General features: G+C 63.8%; 12 protein-coding genes. 7 read left to right on the forward strand and 5 right to left on the reverse strand.

All coding sequences use genetic code 11. The features are described 5' to 3' along the window. Nucleotides 1-278: 278 nt before the first annotated feature. A complete protein-coding gene (locus tag TO66_RS27480; protein ID WP_022641175.1) occupies nucleotides 279-758 on the forward strand; it encodes an Lrp/AsnC family transcriptional regulator in 480 nt (159 codons plus the stop codon). Nucleotides 759-981: 223 nt separating this feature from the next. Further along, nucleotides 982-1191 (forward strand): DUF2788 domain-containing protein, encoded by a 210-nt coding sequence (locus TO66_RS27485; RefSeq protein WP_007927060.1) that lies wholly within the window; start codon nucleotides 982-984, stop codon nucleotides 1189-1191. Here TO66_RS27485 and TO66_RS27490 read toward each other — a convergent pair. The 4 genes from TO66_RS27490 to TO66_RS27505 form a co-directional block, all read right to left on the reverse strand. Then, complete coding sequence (locus TO66_RS27490) at nucleotides 1186-1752, reverse strand: pseudouridine synthase (RefSeq protein WP_177330450.1); 567 nt, start codon at nucleotides 1750-1752, stop codon at nucleotides 1186-1188. The genes TO66_RS27485 and TO66_RS27490 overlap by 6 nt on opposite strands. Nucleotides 1753-1897: 145 nt before the next feature. Next, nucleotides 1898-3370: an AMP nucleosidase gene (amn, locus tag TO66_RS27495; protein WP_171820027.1), complete on the reverse strand. Its 1473-nt coding sequence runs from the start codon at nucleotides 3368-3370 to the stop codon at nucleotides 1898-1900. A gap of 157 nt (nucleotides 3371-3527) precedes the next feature. Further along, on the reverse strand, nucleotides 3528-5177 hold the full coding sequence (locus TO66_RS27500; RefSeq protein WP_044465230.1) for an acyl-CoA dehydrogenase family protein: 1650 nt from the start codon (nucleotides 5175-5177) through the stop codon (nucleotides 3528-3530). Nucleotides 5178-5252: 75 nt separating this feature from the next. Beyond that, complete coding sequence (locus tag TO66_RS27505; RefSeq protein ID WP_044465231.1) at nucleotides 5253-7634, reverse strand: hybrid sensor histidine kinase/response regulator; 2382 nt, start codon at nucleotides 7632-7634, stop codon at nucleotides 5253-5255. Between the two features lie 292 nt (nucleotides 7635-7926). Between TO66_RS27505 and TO66_RS27510 the strand changes: the two genes are divergently transcribed. From TO66_RS27510 to TO66_RS27525, 4 genes are all read left to right on the forward strand, one after another. Then, complete coding sequence (locus tag TO66_RS27510; RefSeq protein WP_044466171.1) at nucleotides 7927-8724, forward strand: hydroxymethylpyrimidine/phosphomethylpyrimidine kinase; 798 nt, start codon at nucleotides 7927-7929, stop codon at nucleotides 8722-8724. 17 nt (nucleotides 8725-8741) lie between these two features. Continuing rightward, the gene (gene thiE, locus TO66_RS27515; protein WP_044465232.1) at nucleotides 8742-9359 is read left to right on the forward strand and encodes a thiamine phosphate synthase; all 618 of its coding nucleotides are present in this window, start codon (nucleotides 8742-8744) and stop codon (nucleotides 9357-9359) included. Nucleotides 9360-9385: 26 nt separating this feature from the next. Continuing rightward, on the forward strand, nucleotides 9386-10669 hold the full coding sequence (hemL, locus tag TO66_RS27520; RefSeq protein ID WP_044465233.1) for a glutamate-1-semialdehyde 2,1-aminomutase: 1284 nt from the start codon (nucleotides 9386-9388) through the stop codon (nucleotides 10667-10669). A gap of 212 nt (nucleotides 10670-10881) precedes the next feature. Next, nucleotides 10882-11436: a tetratricopeptide repeat protein gene (locus tag TO66_RS27525; RefSeq protein ID WP_044465234.1), complete on the forward strand. Its 555-nt coding sequence runs from the start codon at nucleotides 10882-10884 to the stop codon at nucleotides 11434-11436. A gap of 39 nt (nucleotides 11437-11475) precedes the next feature. Here TO66_RS27525 and TO66_RS27530 read toward each other — a convergent pair whose 3' ends face one another. After that, nucleotides 11476-11802, reverse strand: a complete 327-nt coding sequence (locus tag TO66_RS27530) for a DUF1820 family protein (RefSeq protein WP_044465235.1) — start codon at nucleotides 11800-11802, stop codon at nucleotides 11476-11478. 135 nt (nucleotides 11803-11937) lie between these two features. Between TO66_RS27530 and miaB the strand changes: the two genes are divergently transcribed. Beyond that, nucleotides 11938-13266, forward strand: a complete 1329-nt coding sequence (gene miaB / locus TO66_RS27535) for a tRNA (N6-isopentenyl adenosine(37)-C2)-methylthiotransferase MiaB (RefSeq protein WP_044466172.1) — start codon at nucleotides 11938-11940, stop codon at nucleotides 13264-13266. Nucleotides 13267-13426: the final 160 nt, after the last annotated feature.

The following is a 13426-nucleotide window of genomic DNA, read 5'->3' on the forward strand; positions in this document are numbered from 1 at the left end:
TCGTCCGTGCTCGACGCTTATGACGCCGGCTCACCTCACGCCGTCTTCTGGACAGTGTGCAGCCCGGGGGCCGGCTCAACCCTGTGGGATTGGCGGCCGCGGCAGGCCTGATTCGGCGGGCCGCAGTGGACTCTGTGTCCGGGCAGTGATTCTGGTGATAAGAATAGGCCTGGCACGCCGACAAATGATTGCTAAGATTGCTCAATCAAACATCACTTGCGCAATTTTTAACCCTAGATAGATAATATTGCGCAATAGTTAAGATAAAGGCCCGACCCATGAGCAAACTTGACCGGTACGACCTCAGCATTTTGGCGGAATTGCAGCGCGACGCCCGCATCTCCAATCAGGAACTGGCCGAACGTATCGGCCTGTCGCCTTCGCCGTGTTCGCGCCGGGTCAAGCAGCTGGAAGACGATGGCTACATCTCCCGCCAGGTAGCCCTGCTGGACCGCAAGATGCTCGGCCTGAGCCTGACCGCCTATGTGCTGATCGGCATGGACCGCCACACTCCCGAGCGCTTCGAGAACTTCGAGGCGGCGATCCGCAACCTGCCACAAGTGCTGGAATGCAGCCTGGTCACCGGCATGGACGCCGACTACCAGCTCAAGGTGGTGGTGCCGGACATGGATCACTACCAGAAGCTGCTGCTGGGCCACCTGACCCGCATCGAAGGCGTGACCAGCGTGCGTTCCAGCTTCGTGCTCAACCAGGTGCTCAACAGCACCGAGCTGCCGCTGACACACCTGCGCAACTGACCCACTCCTGCAGGAGCAAGGGGGACGCCCAGTTCTTGCTCGCGATAGAAACGTCCGGCTCCAGCCGATGTGTAGTCAGGAACATTTATCGCGAGCAAGCTTCGCTCCTACAGAAGCCCCCCAACGGTGTGACGACGAAGCGCACCCGGGTCAATGCCGCGCCGCGTGCCCTTGGCGTATACTCGCCCCCGCCTTTTAGCCTTGCCCGCGCTGGAGATGTTCAATGGATCCTGCAGTATTCGAAGAGTGGATGATGACCGGCCTGGTGACCATCCTGATCATTTTCATGGCCTTCATCGTCTGGGATCTGGCGAAGAAGTCCAAGGCCGGGCGTTTCGGCTCGTTCATTCTGTTCTTCGTCCTCGGCCTGGGCGTAGCCGCGTTCATCATCAAGAGCGTGGTGATCGGCCTGATCGAGTCCGGCGCCTTATAAACGCGCGGGGACTTCCTTCCACTGGCCCTGGTCGAGCCCATTGATCGTCCAGTCGCCGATCCGCACCCGCACCAGGCGCAGCGTCGGTAACCCCACCGTAGCGGTCATGCGCCGCACCTGGCGGTTGCGCCCTTCACGAATGATCAGTTCCAGCCAACTGGTAGGCACGCTCTTGCGAAAGCGCACCGGCGGGTTGCGCGGCCACAGTTCGGGCTCTTCCAGCTGCCGGGCCTGGGCCGGCAGGGTCATGCCGTCATTCAATTCCACGCCATCGCGCAGGCGCTGCAACTGCTCGGCCGTGGGCTCCCCCTCCACCTGCACCCAATAAGTCTTGGCCAGTTTGTGCTTCGGATCGGCGATGCGCGCCTGCAACTGGCCGTCGTTGGTCAGCAGCAGCAAACCTTCGCTGTCGCGGTCCAGGCGGCCGGCCGGGTAGATGCCGGGAATCGCGATGAAATCCTTGAGGGTCGCCCGTCCTTCGTCGTCGCTGAACTGGGTCAACACATCGAAGGGCTTGTTGAACAGGATCAGCTTCGGCTCGGCCGGTGGCGCTTTCGCCACGCGGCGCGGCGCGGAAGGAGACGAAGGACGCTGCACGCCAGGGCGGCGGGAAGCGGGACGCGGAGGACGAGACATGGCGAAAGGAACATCTGACGGTCAGGGCCGACCATGCTAGTGGCCCGACCGTCAAATGGCCATCCCGCCGTCAGCGGAACGGTGGTTCGTCGAAGCTGCGCAGCTTGCGCGAGTGCAGCGAATTGAGCTCGGTGCGCAACAGGTCCACCGCGGCGATACCGATCTTCAGGTGCTGGCTGACCGCCCGCTCGTAAAAGGCGTTGGCCGAACCCGGCAGCTTGATTTCGCTGTGCAGCGGCTTGTCCGAAACACAGAGCAGGGTCCCGTACGGCACCCGCAGGCGGTAACCCTGGGCGGCGATGGTGCCGCTTTCCATGTCCACCGCCACGGCGCGGGACAGGTTGATCAGCGGGCGCTCCTGGGCCCAGCGCAGCTCCCAGTTGCGGTCGTCGTAGGTCAGCACGGTGCCGGTACGCAGGCGTTTTTTCAGGTCGTCGCCCTTCTCGCCGGTGACATTGGCGGCGGCCTCTTGCAGCGCCAGCTGCACTTCGGCCAGGGCCGGGATCGGAATGTTCGGCGGCACCACGCGATCGAGGATGCCGTCGCGGCGCATGTAGGCGTGAGCCAGCACGTAGTCGCCGATGGTCTGCGACTGCCGCAGGCCGCCACAGTGGCCGATCATCAGCCAGCAATGCGGACGCAACACCGCCAGGTGGTCGGTGATGTTCTTCGCGTTGGACGGGCCAACACCGATGTTCACCAGGGTCACGCCGTGGCCGTCGCTGGCCTGCAGGTGATAAGCCGGCATCTGGTAGCGGTGCCACACCACGCCCGCGGCGATCGCCGAGGCTTCGCCGTGGTCCATGCCCTTCTCGATGATCACGTTGCCCGGCAGGACCATGCGCACAAAACGCGGGTCGCTGCGCAGTTGTTCCAGGCCATGGGTGATGAACTGGTCGACATAGCGGTGATAGTTGGTCAGCAGGATCCAGGGCTGTACATGGCGCCAGTCGCTGCCGGTGTAGTGCACCAGGCGACGCAGGGAGAAGTCCACACGCGCCGCATCGAACAGCGCCAAAGGCAGTGGATCGGTGTTTTCCCAGTCGTACAGCCCGTCGGCGATGCCGTCGGTGGCGGCGGACAGGTCGGTGCTGGGGAATACCCGCGCCAGCACCGCGGCGGTGACGCCGGAGCCCGCCAGCTCATCGCCCTGCTCGACCACATAGGGATACGGGATGTTCTGTTCGCTGACGCCCACTTCCACGGTCACGGTGAAGTCGTGCATCAGCGGCACCAGTTGCTCGAGCAAGTATTTGCGGAACGCCGCAGGCTGCGTGACGGTGACGCTGTAGGTGCCCGGCAACTGGACCTTGGCGTAAGCGCGGGTGGTCTGCGGGACCTCGCCCTGGCAGTGATAGGTCAGGCGCAATTCCGGGTAGCGGAACAGGGCGCGCTGCTCGGCGTCCGGCTCGATACGATCCTTGAGGTAACGCTTGAGGGCCTGGCTCAGCGCTGTGGTGGCCCGCTCATGCAAAGCGGCAAGCCGGTCCACGGCTTGCTCGGCGGTTTGAACGACAATAAAAGCTTCGGTCACGGTAAGCATCCTGTGTTCTGATCTTGCAGGCGTTCATCTTGCCTGCAACACCGGCCCACGGAAACAACGGAATATCAGCCCGCGCCAGCCTGCTCGCGAAAGACCTTCCGGACCACGGCAATCGATGGGCCGGAATGTCGAGCACGAGCAAGCGCCGTCCTTGCGATCAGAAGCCTGACGGCGTCGAACGCGCGACGATCGCCGCGACATCCAGGCCTCGCGGCAGCGTGCCATAGACCCTTCCTGCCGAACCCAGGCGGCTGGCGATAAAGGCATCGCTGACCACCGCGTTGCCGGCCTCCAGCAACAGTTTGGCCTGCAGGCCCAGGGCGATGTCCTCGGTCAGTTGGCGGGCGCGGTATTGAATCTCGTCGGTGTCCCGGAAGGCGTCTTTCAACCGGGCAATGTGCGTCGCCAGGCGCTTGTCGCCATGACCGTCGCCCAACTCGGCGAACAGCGCATCGAGTACCCCGGGTTCCTTGGACAAGGCGCGCAGCACATCCAGGCACTGCACGTTGCCGGAACCTTCCCAGGTCGAGTTGACGGGAGCCTCGCGATACAGCCGCGGCAGGATGCTCTCCTCGACATACCCGGCGCCGCCCATGCATTCGGCCGCCTCGTTGATCATTCCCGGGGCCCGCTTGCAGATCCAGTATTTGCCCACCGCCGTCACCAGCCGCGAGAACCTGGCTTCCTGCGCGTCATCCAGGTGGTCCAGCGCGCGCCCCATGCGCATGCTCAAGGCCAGCGCCGCCTCGCTTTCCAGCGCCAGGTCGGCCAGTACGTTCTGCATCAACGGCTGCTCGCTGAGCACCCGCCCGCCCACGCTCCGATGCGCGCAGTGATGGGCGGCCTGAGTCAGGGCCTGGCGCATCAGGGAACTGGAACCGACCATGCAATCGAAGCGGGTCATGGCCACCATCTCGATGATGGTCGGTACGCCACGCCCCTCTTCGCCGATCATCCACGCCAGCGCCCCCCGGAACTCCACTTCGCTGGAGGCGTTGGAGCAGTTGCCGAGCTTGTTTTTCAGACGCTGGATATAGAACTGGTTGCGACTGTCGTCCGGGCGGTGACGCGGCAGGAGGAAACAGGTCAGGCCCTTTTCGGTCTGGGCCAGGGTCAGGAAGGCATCGCACATCGGCGCCGAACAGAACCATTTGTGTCCCACCAGCTCATAAGCCTGCCCCGGACCCGTGGCTCCCACCGGGTAAGCCCGGGTGGTATTGGCCCGCACATCGGTACCGCCCTGCTTCTCGGTCATCGCCATGCCGATGGTGACTCCCGCCTTGTGGGCCATGCCGACATTGCGTGGGTCATATTCGATGGCCAGCACTTTCGGCAGCCATTGCTCGGCGAGATCCGGCTGCAGCTTCAGCGCCGGCACACAGGCGAAGGTCATGGTCAGCGGACAGCCGCTGCCGGCTTCGGCCTGGCTGTGCAGATAGCTCATGGCGGCACGCGCGACATGGGCGCCCGACCCAGGCGCGGTCCAGGGCAGCGAGGTCAGGCCGTGCTCGATGGCGGCACGCATCAACTGGTGATACGCCGGGTGAAACTCCACCAGGTCGACACGATGCCCATAACGGTCATGACTGGAGAACACCGGCTTGTTCTGGTTGGCCAGGAACCCCGCCTCCATCAACGGCCCGCCGGCCAGCGCGCCATAGGCATCGATCCGCGATTCGGCCCAGTCGGCGCCGAAGCGCCGCGCCCATTCCTGCAACGGCAGATCGATTCGATAGAGGTTGGTACCGTCCAGGGAAGGGGGCTGGTTGGTGACTTCGTGCGTCTCGGCGAACTGGTGCAGGTTCATTTCGGGGCTCCTTCAGGGGTGTGCCAGAACCTCAGTTAAGCACCCCCTCCCCGGTGAACAAAGTGGCATACCCGCCTAAATATCGGCGCTTTCGCCCTGCTCCCAGCGGAGCACGCGACGCGCCAGAACGCCCTGCAGCTCCTCGAATTTCACCGGCCTGGAAAGGTAGTCGAGCAGGCACCGCTCGGCGTCCACGCCCTGCGCCGAGGCCGAAACCAGCAGCACCGGCACCCCGGCGCAACCCGGCATGCCATGCACCTGGTCGCACAGCTTGAGCGCGTCGGCCTGCTCGATCTGGCAATCGATCAGTACCGCATCCACCGACTCCCGACGCAACGACGCCAGGGCCGAGCGAGCATTCTCGGCGGTGCGTACCTGGTAACCCAGCTTGAGCAGCATGCCGCGGATCACCAGCTGATTGATGCTGTTGTCGTCTACCAGCAGCACGCTGCAATCCTGCGGCATGCGCCGGGCCGGGCGAGCGCGCGCCGTCGGCTGGACCGCCAGTGGCTGCTCGCCGTCCAGGCCGAAGCTGACTTCCAGGCGGAAACAGCTGCCACGTCCCGGCTCCGATTCATGGGTCAGCTGGCCACCCAACAGGTCCACCAATTGCCGACAGATCGCCAACCCCACGCCCAGGCCACCGTATTCGCGGGTCATCGAGCCGTCGAGCTGGAAGAAGCGCTGATACAGCGAGGCCTCGTCGAGATTGACGAAGCCGATGCCGGTGTCGATCACCGCGAAGGTCATCGACACCCGCCCCGCGAGCACCGGCTGGCCGGTCACACGCAGGACCAGGCCACCCACCCGGGTGAACTTGATGGCGTTGTCCAGCAGGCATTCCAGGCACTGGCTCAGCTTGCCGCGATCGCCCACCAGCCGATCGGGCAATCCGGCGGCCAGGTCGATATCGAACCCCAGCCCCTTGGCCGAGGCGTTGGCGGCGAACTGCCCCTGCAGGGCCGCCAGCGTCGAGCGCAGGCTGAAGGGCTCGCGCTGGGCACTAAGCTTGCCGGCCTGCAGCTCGGTCAGGGTCAGGATGCCGTTGACCATGCGCATCATGTCCCGCGCCGAACTGGCGGCGGTCTGCTGGTATTGCTCCAGTTCCGGATCGAGCTCGACGGTCTGCATCAGCTCCAGCGAGCCGATCACACCGTTCATCGGCGTGCGCAGTTCGTGGGTCAGGGTGGCGAGGAATTCGTCCTTGAGCCGGTTGCTGTGGGCCAGTTGCTGGTTGAGCACTTCGAGCTTCTGCCCTGCATCGAACAGGGTCTGGGCCTGCTGTTCGCGCATCGAGTTGATCCGGTCGGCCAGGGCCAGCGACAACAGGGCCACCTCGATGGCCGAACCGATCTGGCTGGAATACATGGTCAGGAACATGTTGGGCAGGTAGCCCAGCACCATCAGGGTATTGATGATCCCGCCCAGCAGGAACGCCGACCAGGCGATGATGAAGTAACGCGCCACCCGCATGCCGCGGCACCAGGCGACGATTCCGGAGGCGAAGATCACCACGGTGAAGACCAGCGCCAGGGCCGTGGCCAGGCGCAACGCCAGGGCGTAGCTGGTCATCAGCGACAGGGCCACCACCACCGCGCTGCACAGGATCAGCACCAGCAACAGGCGATCGACCCAGCGGCTGTGGCGGGCGGTCTGCAGGAAACTGCGGGCGAACTGACTACCGAACAGGGCCGCCGCGCCAATGAAAAACGGCGTCGCCGCGTTGGCCCACCAGGGATTGTTCGGCCAGAAATACTCCACCGCGGCACCGTTCACCGACAGCTGGTACAACCCGAACGAGGCGATATAGAAGATGTAATAGAGGTAGCTGGTGTCGCGCACGCTCAAATAGATGAACAGGTTGTAGACCAGCATCCCCAGGAGCACGCCATAGATCAGCCCCAGCACATACAGGCGTACCGGCTGCGCTTCGAGGTAGGCCGTGCTGGACCAGAGCGTCACCGGCGCCTGGACCGAGCCCTGGCTCTGCAGGCGCAGGAACAGGGTCTTCTGCTCGTAGGGCGCGAAACTCAGGTCGAACAGGTAATTGTTCTGGCGGATCTGCCGGCTATCGAACGGCAAGGCGTCCCCGGTGCGCCGGGCCAGGCGATAGCCGCCGGCTTCGTCGGGCACGTACAGGTCCAGATGGTCGAGCGGCGGATAGGCCAGTTCCAGCAGCCAGGTGTGGCGTACAGCGGGGTTGGCGGGACGGTAGCGGAGGTCGATTTTCAGCCAGAACGCCGAACGGGAGTAACCGGCGTTGAGCGTGGCCTGGTCATGGGTCTTGAAACTGCCCGCCATGGCCGGCGCGCTGACATCGGCGACGGTTGCCTGGCCGCCCACGTCTTCGAAAACTTGCATCACCCGGCCCAGGGGCAGGCTCTGAGTGAACTCATCGAACTCGACCGCGCCAGCCAGCATCGGCAAGCTCAACAGCAACATCAGCAAATAGCGCATAAAGCCCCAGCATGGCCTGTCCGGTTGTGTCAGGAAGCCCCCCATTTCCCTTTGAGTAGACGTAAGACCGGCATAACCTGTTATTGGTTTGGATCCACTCTAGCATAGCCGTTGATGGCCAATGAACACCACGGAAAGTTTTAGTTTAAAGGCTCTAGAACGGGCGTTTCAGCGCTATCCATTGATCTAGAGCTGTTGCCTCGGTCAACTTGTCGCCAAGGCGAAAAATCCGGCCAGGGTTGGCACGCGAGGAGCCGTGCAAAAAAGACGTTTGGTGGTAAGCTCGCGCACCATGAATATCTACAGCTCTCGCCCCGTTGTCCTCTGTCTCTCCGGCCACGACCCCAGTGGCGGCGCCGGCCTGCAGGCAGATATCGAAGCCCTGCTCGCCCAGGGCTGCCATGCGGCTCCCGCCGTGACCGCGCTGACCGTGCAGGATACGGTCAACGTCAGCGACTTCCGTGTGCTGGATCGCGAGTGGGTGCTGGCCCAGGCCAACGCCGTGCTCAACGATTCCACGGTCGCCGCGGTCAAGCTGGGCATGCTCGGCTCGTTGGAAATGGTCGACACCGTGGTCGAGCTGCTGCAGGCGCACCCGCACCTGCCGATGGTCTGCGACCCGGTCCTGCGCGCCGGCGGCGGCGGACGCCTGGGCAAGGACGAGGTCGGTTATGCCATGCGCGAACGCCTGCTGCCCCTGGCCACCATCGCCACCCCCAACCTTCCGGAGGCACGGATCCTTGCCGAACTGCCCGAAGGCAGCGCGGACCAGTGCGCGGAAAAACTCCTGCCATTCGTCAAGCACCTGCTGATCACCGGTGGCCATGGCGATGAACATGAAGTGCATAATCGCCTGTACAGTCGCGACGGCAGCCGCCACACCTACACCAGCCAGCGTCTGCCGGGCAGCTATCACGGTTCCGGTTGCACCCTGGCCAGCGCCCTGGCCGGCCGCCTGGCCCAGGGCGAAAACCTGGCCAGCGCCGTGAAGTCGGCCCTCGATTACACCTGGCGCACCCTGCGCGACGCCGAACAACTGGGCCAAGGCCAGTTCGTACCGCGTCGCCTGCCGCTGGACTTCTGCTCGTAAGCCATGAGGCTCGCTCGATGAAATTACGTGGCCTGTATGCCATTACCGACAGCCAACTGTTGGCCGGCAAGTTCCTGCAGTACGTGGAAGCAGCACTCGACGGCGGCGTCACCCTCCTGCAGTACCGCGACAAGAGCGACGACGAGGCGCGCCGCCTGCGTGAGGCCGAGGCCCTGCAGCGCTTGTGTCAACGCTACAAGACCCAGCTGATCATCAACGACGACGCCGAACTGGCCGCACGCATCGGCGTCGGCGTGCACCTGGGCCAGACCGACGGCCCACTGACCCCGGCCCGCGCCCTGCTCGGTCGCCAGGCGATCATCGGCTCGACCTGCCATGCCCGGCTGGAGCTGGCCGAGCAGGCCGCCAGCGAAGGCGCCAGTTATGTCGCCTTTGGTCGCTTCTTCAATTCCAACACCAAGCCCGGCGCACCGACGGCCAGCCTGGAACTCCTGGACCAGGCCCGGACCCGGCTGAGCCTGCCGATCTGCGCGATCGGCGGCATCACCCTGGAAAACGCCGCGCCACTGGTGGCCCACGGCGCCGACCTGCTGGCCGTGATCCATGGCCTGTTCGGCGCCGATAGCGCCCAGGAAGTGACCCGCCGCGCTCGTGCCTTCAATGCCCTCTTCTAACTGCTGATTTTTCCGAGAGCCCAACCATGTCTCGTTCAGAAACCCTGTTTGCCAATGCCCAGAAACACATCCCCGGTGGCGTGAACTCGCCCGTGCGCGCATTCAAGAGCGTGGGTGGCACGCCGCTGTTCTTCAAGCATGCCGAAGGCGCCTACGTCACCGACGAAGACGACAAGCGCTATGTGGACTACGTCGGCTCCTGGGGCCCGATGATCCTCGGCCATAGCCATCCGGAGGTGCTCGACGCCGTGCGCAAGCAGCTGGAGCATGGCCTGTCCTATGGCGCACCCACCGCCATGGAAACCGAAATGGCCGACCTGGTCTGCTCCATCGTGCCGTCCATGGAGATGGTGCGCATGGTCAGCTCCGGCACCGAGGCGACCATGAGCGCGATCCGCCTGGCCCGTGGCTACACCGGCCGCGACAGCATCATCAAGTTCGAAGGCTGCTACCACGGCCACTCCGACAGCCTGCTGGTCAAGGCCGGCTCCGGCGCCCTGACCCAGGGCGTGCCAAGCTCGGCCGGCGTACCGGCGGCCTTCGCCAAACACACCCTGACCCTGCCGTTCAACGACATCGACGCGGTCGAGCAGATGCTCGCCGAAGTGGGCCAGGAAGTAGCGTGCATCATCGTCGAGCCGGTGGCCGGCAACATGAACTGCGTGCCACCGGCCCCGGGCTTTCTCGAAGGCCTGCGCAGCCTGTGCGACAAGCACGGCGTGGTGCTGATTTTCGACGAAGTGATGACCGGTTTTCGCGTCGCCCTCGGCGGCGCCCAGGCGCACTACGGCGTGACCCCGGACCTCTCGACCTTCGGCAAGATCATCGGCGGCGGCATGCCGGTGGGCTGCTTCGGCGGCAAGCGCCAGATCATGCAACACATCGCGCCGCTGGGCCCGGTCTACCAGGCCGGCACCCTGTCGGGCAACCCGCTGGCCATGGCCGCCGGCCTGACCACCCTGCGCCTGATCAGCCGTCCGGGCTTCCACGCCGAGCTGAGCGACTACACCAGCCGCCTGCTCGACGGCCTGCAACAGCGCGCTGATGCCGCCGGCATTCCGTTCGTGACCACGCAGGCTGGCGGCATGTTCGGCCTGTATTTCAGTGGCGCCGACGACATCGTGACCTTCGACGATGTGATGGACAGCGATGCCAACCTGTTCAAGCGCTTCTTCCACCTGATGCTCGAAGGCGGCGTCTACCTGGCGCCAAGCGCATTCGAGGCCGGCTTCACCTCGATCGCCCATGGCGACACCGAGTTGAAACTGACCCTGGACGCAGCCGAACGCGCTTTCGCCGCCCTGAAATAATCTCCCCGGCAAAAACCGGCGCCGCACTGACGCCGGTTTTACGCTACATGCCCTCCTCGCCTCGCGAAACTTCCCCGAAAGCGGCGGAAATAGCGCCCGCGCAGCAGAAAAACGAGTAAAGACTTTGTAAGGTTGGCCCTGCTTATTTCATAATGCGCGCTTATTGGATCCCTCGTTGGGTCCGCGCGCCCTTCAGAGGTAAGTCGATTCCCATGAACCGCACCGGCCGCGCCCTTGCACTGGGCTGCCTGTTGCTCCTTCAGCCCCTGCTCGCGCATGCACAAGCAGGCGGCAACTCGTTGTTGATCCCAGCGATGGGTCGCTGCACCCTCGATACTCAGCCACAGGATCTGTCCGAGGCCCTGGCGGCCTGCCAGAAGGCGTCTGACGAAGGGGATGCGCAAGCGCAATACGAGCTGGGCGAGTTCTACTACGACGGTAAAAATACCCCGCGCGATCTCAACCAGGCCCTGAGCTACTTTGAAAAAGCCTCGCTACAGGGCCACGCCCAGGCGCAATTCAAGCTCGGCACCATGTTCTTCCATGGCGAAGGCGTACCGGCCAACAACGTCCAGGCGTATATCGTGCTGAAGATGGCCGCGGTCAACGGCGCCGAAGACGCGCTGGACACCGCCGACGAAGTGGCCGAGCACATGCAGCGCGACGAACTGGAAGTCGCCACCCAGGTACTGGGGCAGATTTTCCGCAAGTACCTGATGGAATTGCAGAGCGCCGACGGCCGCTCGCCTTTCTCGCCACTGCCCTGAGCACACTCGCGACAACGCGCAGAGCGCTGCTGCTACACCTTACTTGTCAGGCATCGGCATCGGAAACGGCATGACATTGCTCACGCCCCGAGCCTCGCTGATCTTCGGTGTTCCCAAACGCTCGACCTCATCGATGCGCACGATCGAGTGCATCGGCACGAAGCTGCGCACCACGCCCTCGAACTGAGCCTTGAGCTTCTCTTCGCTCGGATCGACCACCACCTGCGTGCGCTCGCCAAAGACGAACTCTTCCACCTCCAGGAAACCCCACAGATCGCTCTGGTAGATCTGCTTGGCGTACATTTCGAACACCTGTCCCTGGTTGAGGAAAATCACCTTGTAGATAGGGGCTTCACGTTTGGTCATGGCGGGCGGGCAACACATCGGGGGATAAAAAAGAGGGCGCGCACTATAGCATAGCCACCAGACGCGCAGCGGTAGGAACCGCGGAGCATGTTCCCTATAATGCGCGGTTCTTTGAATCACGTGATGACCTCTTCCATGGCCAAGAAGCTCTACATAGAAACCCACGGTTGCCAGATGAACGAGTACGACAGCTCGCGCATGGTCGATCTGCTGGGTGAACACCAGGCCCTGGAAGTCACCGCTCGCGCCGAAGACGCGGACGTCATCCTGCTCAACACCTGCTCGATCCGCGAACGGGCCCAGGACCGGGTGTACTCCCAGCTGGGCCGGTGGCGCGAGCTGAAGCTGGCCAATCCGGAGATGGTCATTGCCGTCGGTGGCTGCGTGGCCAGCCAGGAAGGCGCGGCCATCCGTGACCGGGCGCCCTACGTCGACGTGGTATTCGGCCCGCAGACCCTGCACCGCCTGCCGGAAATGATCGATGCCGCGCGCATCAGCAAGCTGCCGCAGGTCGATGTCTCGTTCCCGGAGATCGAAAAATTCGACCACCTGCCGGAGCCGCGCATCGATGGCCCGAGCGCCTATGTCTCGGTGATGGAAGGTTGCAGCAAGTACTGCACCTTCTGCGTGGTGCCTTACACCCGAGGCGAGGAAGTCAGCCGTCCGTTCGACGATGTGATTTCGGAAATCATCCACCTGGCGGAAAACGGCGTGCGCGAAGTCACCCTGCTGGGGCAGAACGTCAATGGCTACCGCGGCCAGACCCACGACGGGCGCCTGGCCGACCTCGCCGAACTGATCCGCGTCGTGGCCGCCGTCGATGGCATCGAGCGCATCCGCTACACCACCTCCCACCCGCTGGAGTTCTCCGACAGCCTGATCCAGGCCCACGCCGAAGTCCCGCAACTGGTGAAACACCTGCACTTGCCGGTGCAGTCCGGCTCCGACCGGATCCTGGCGGCCATGAAGCGCAACCATACGGCGCTGGAGTACAAGTCCAAGCTGCGCAAACTGCGCGCCGCCGTACCGGGGATCTGCATCAGTTCCGACTTTATCGTCGGCTTCCCGGGCGAGACCGAGAAAGACTTCGAACAGACCATGAAGCTGATCGCCGATGTCGGTTTCGACTTCTCCTACTCCTTCGTCTACAGCCAGCGCCCGGGCACCCCGGCCGCCGACCTGGCGGACGACACCCCGGAAGAAGTGAAGAAGGAGCGCCTGAATGCGCTGCAACACCGGCTGAACCAGCAAGGGTTCGAAATCAGCCGACAGATGGTCGGCTCGATCCAGCGCATCCTGGTCACCGATTATTCGAAAAAGGATCCGGGCGAACTGCAGGGGCGTACCGAGAACAACCGTATCGTCAACTTCCGCTGCGATAATCCGACCCTGATCGGCCAGTTCGCCGACGTGCATATCGACTCCGCCCAGCCTCACTCGCTACGCGGATCGTTGCTGCAATAACCCGGTACAAGCCGGCTTGCCGGCGATGGCGGCCTCGGGCCAGTCATCGCCAGCCCGCCGGTTTCCCGGAAAATGTGGTGAAAGACATTGCTTCGCATAAGAGCTTTCGCACCCAGGCCACTGGCGTTATCCTTGAATTCACCCTTATTGCCGTTGGGCG

The sequence above is a fragment of the Pseudomonas sp. MRSN 12121 genome (assembly GCF_000931465.1).
Classification (GTDB): domain Bacteria; phylum Pseudomonadota; class Gammaproteobacteria; order Pseudomonadales; family Pseudomonadaceae; genus Aquipseudomonas.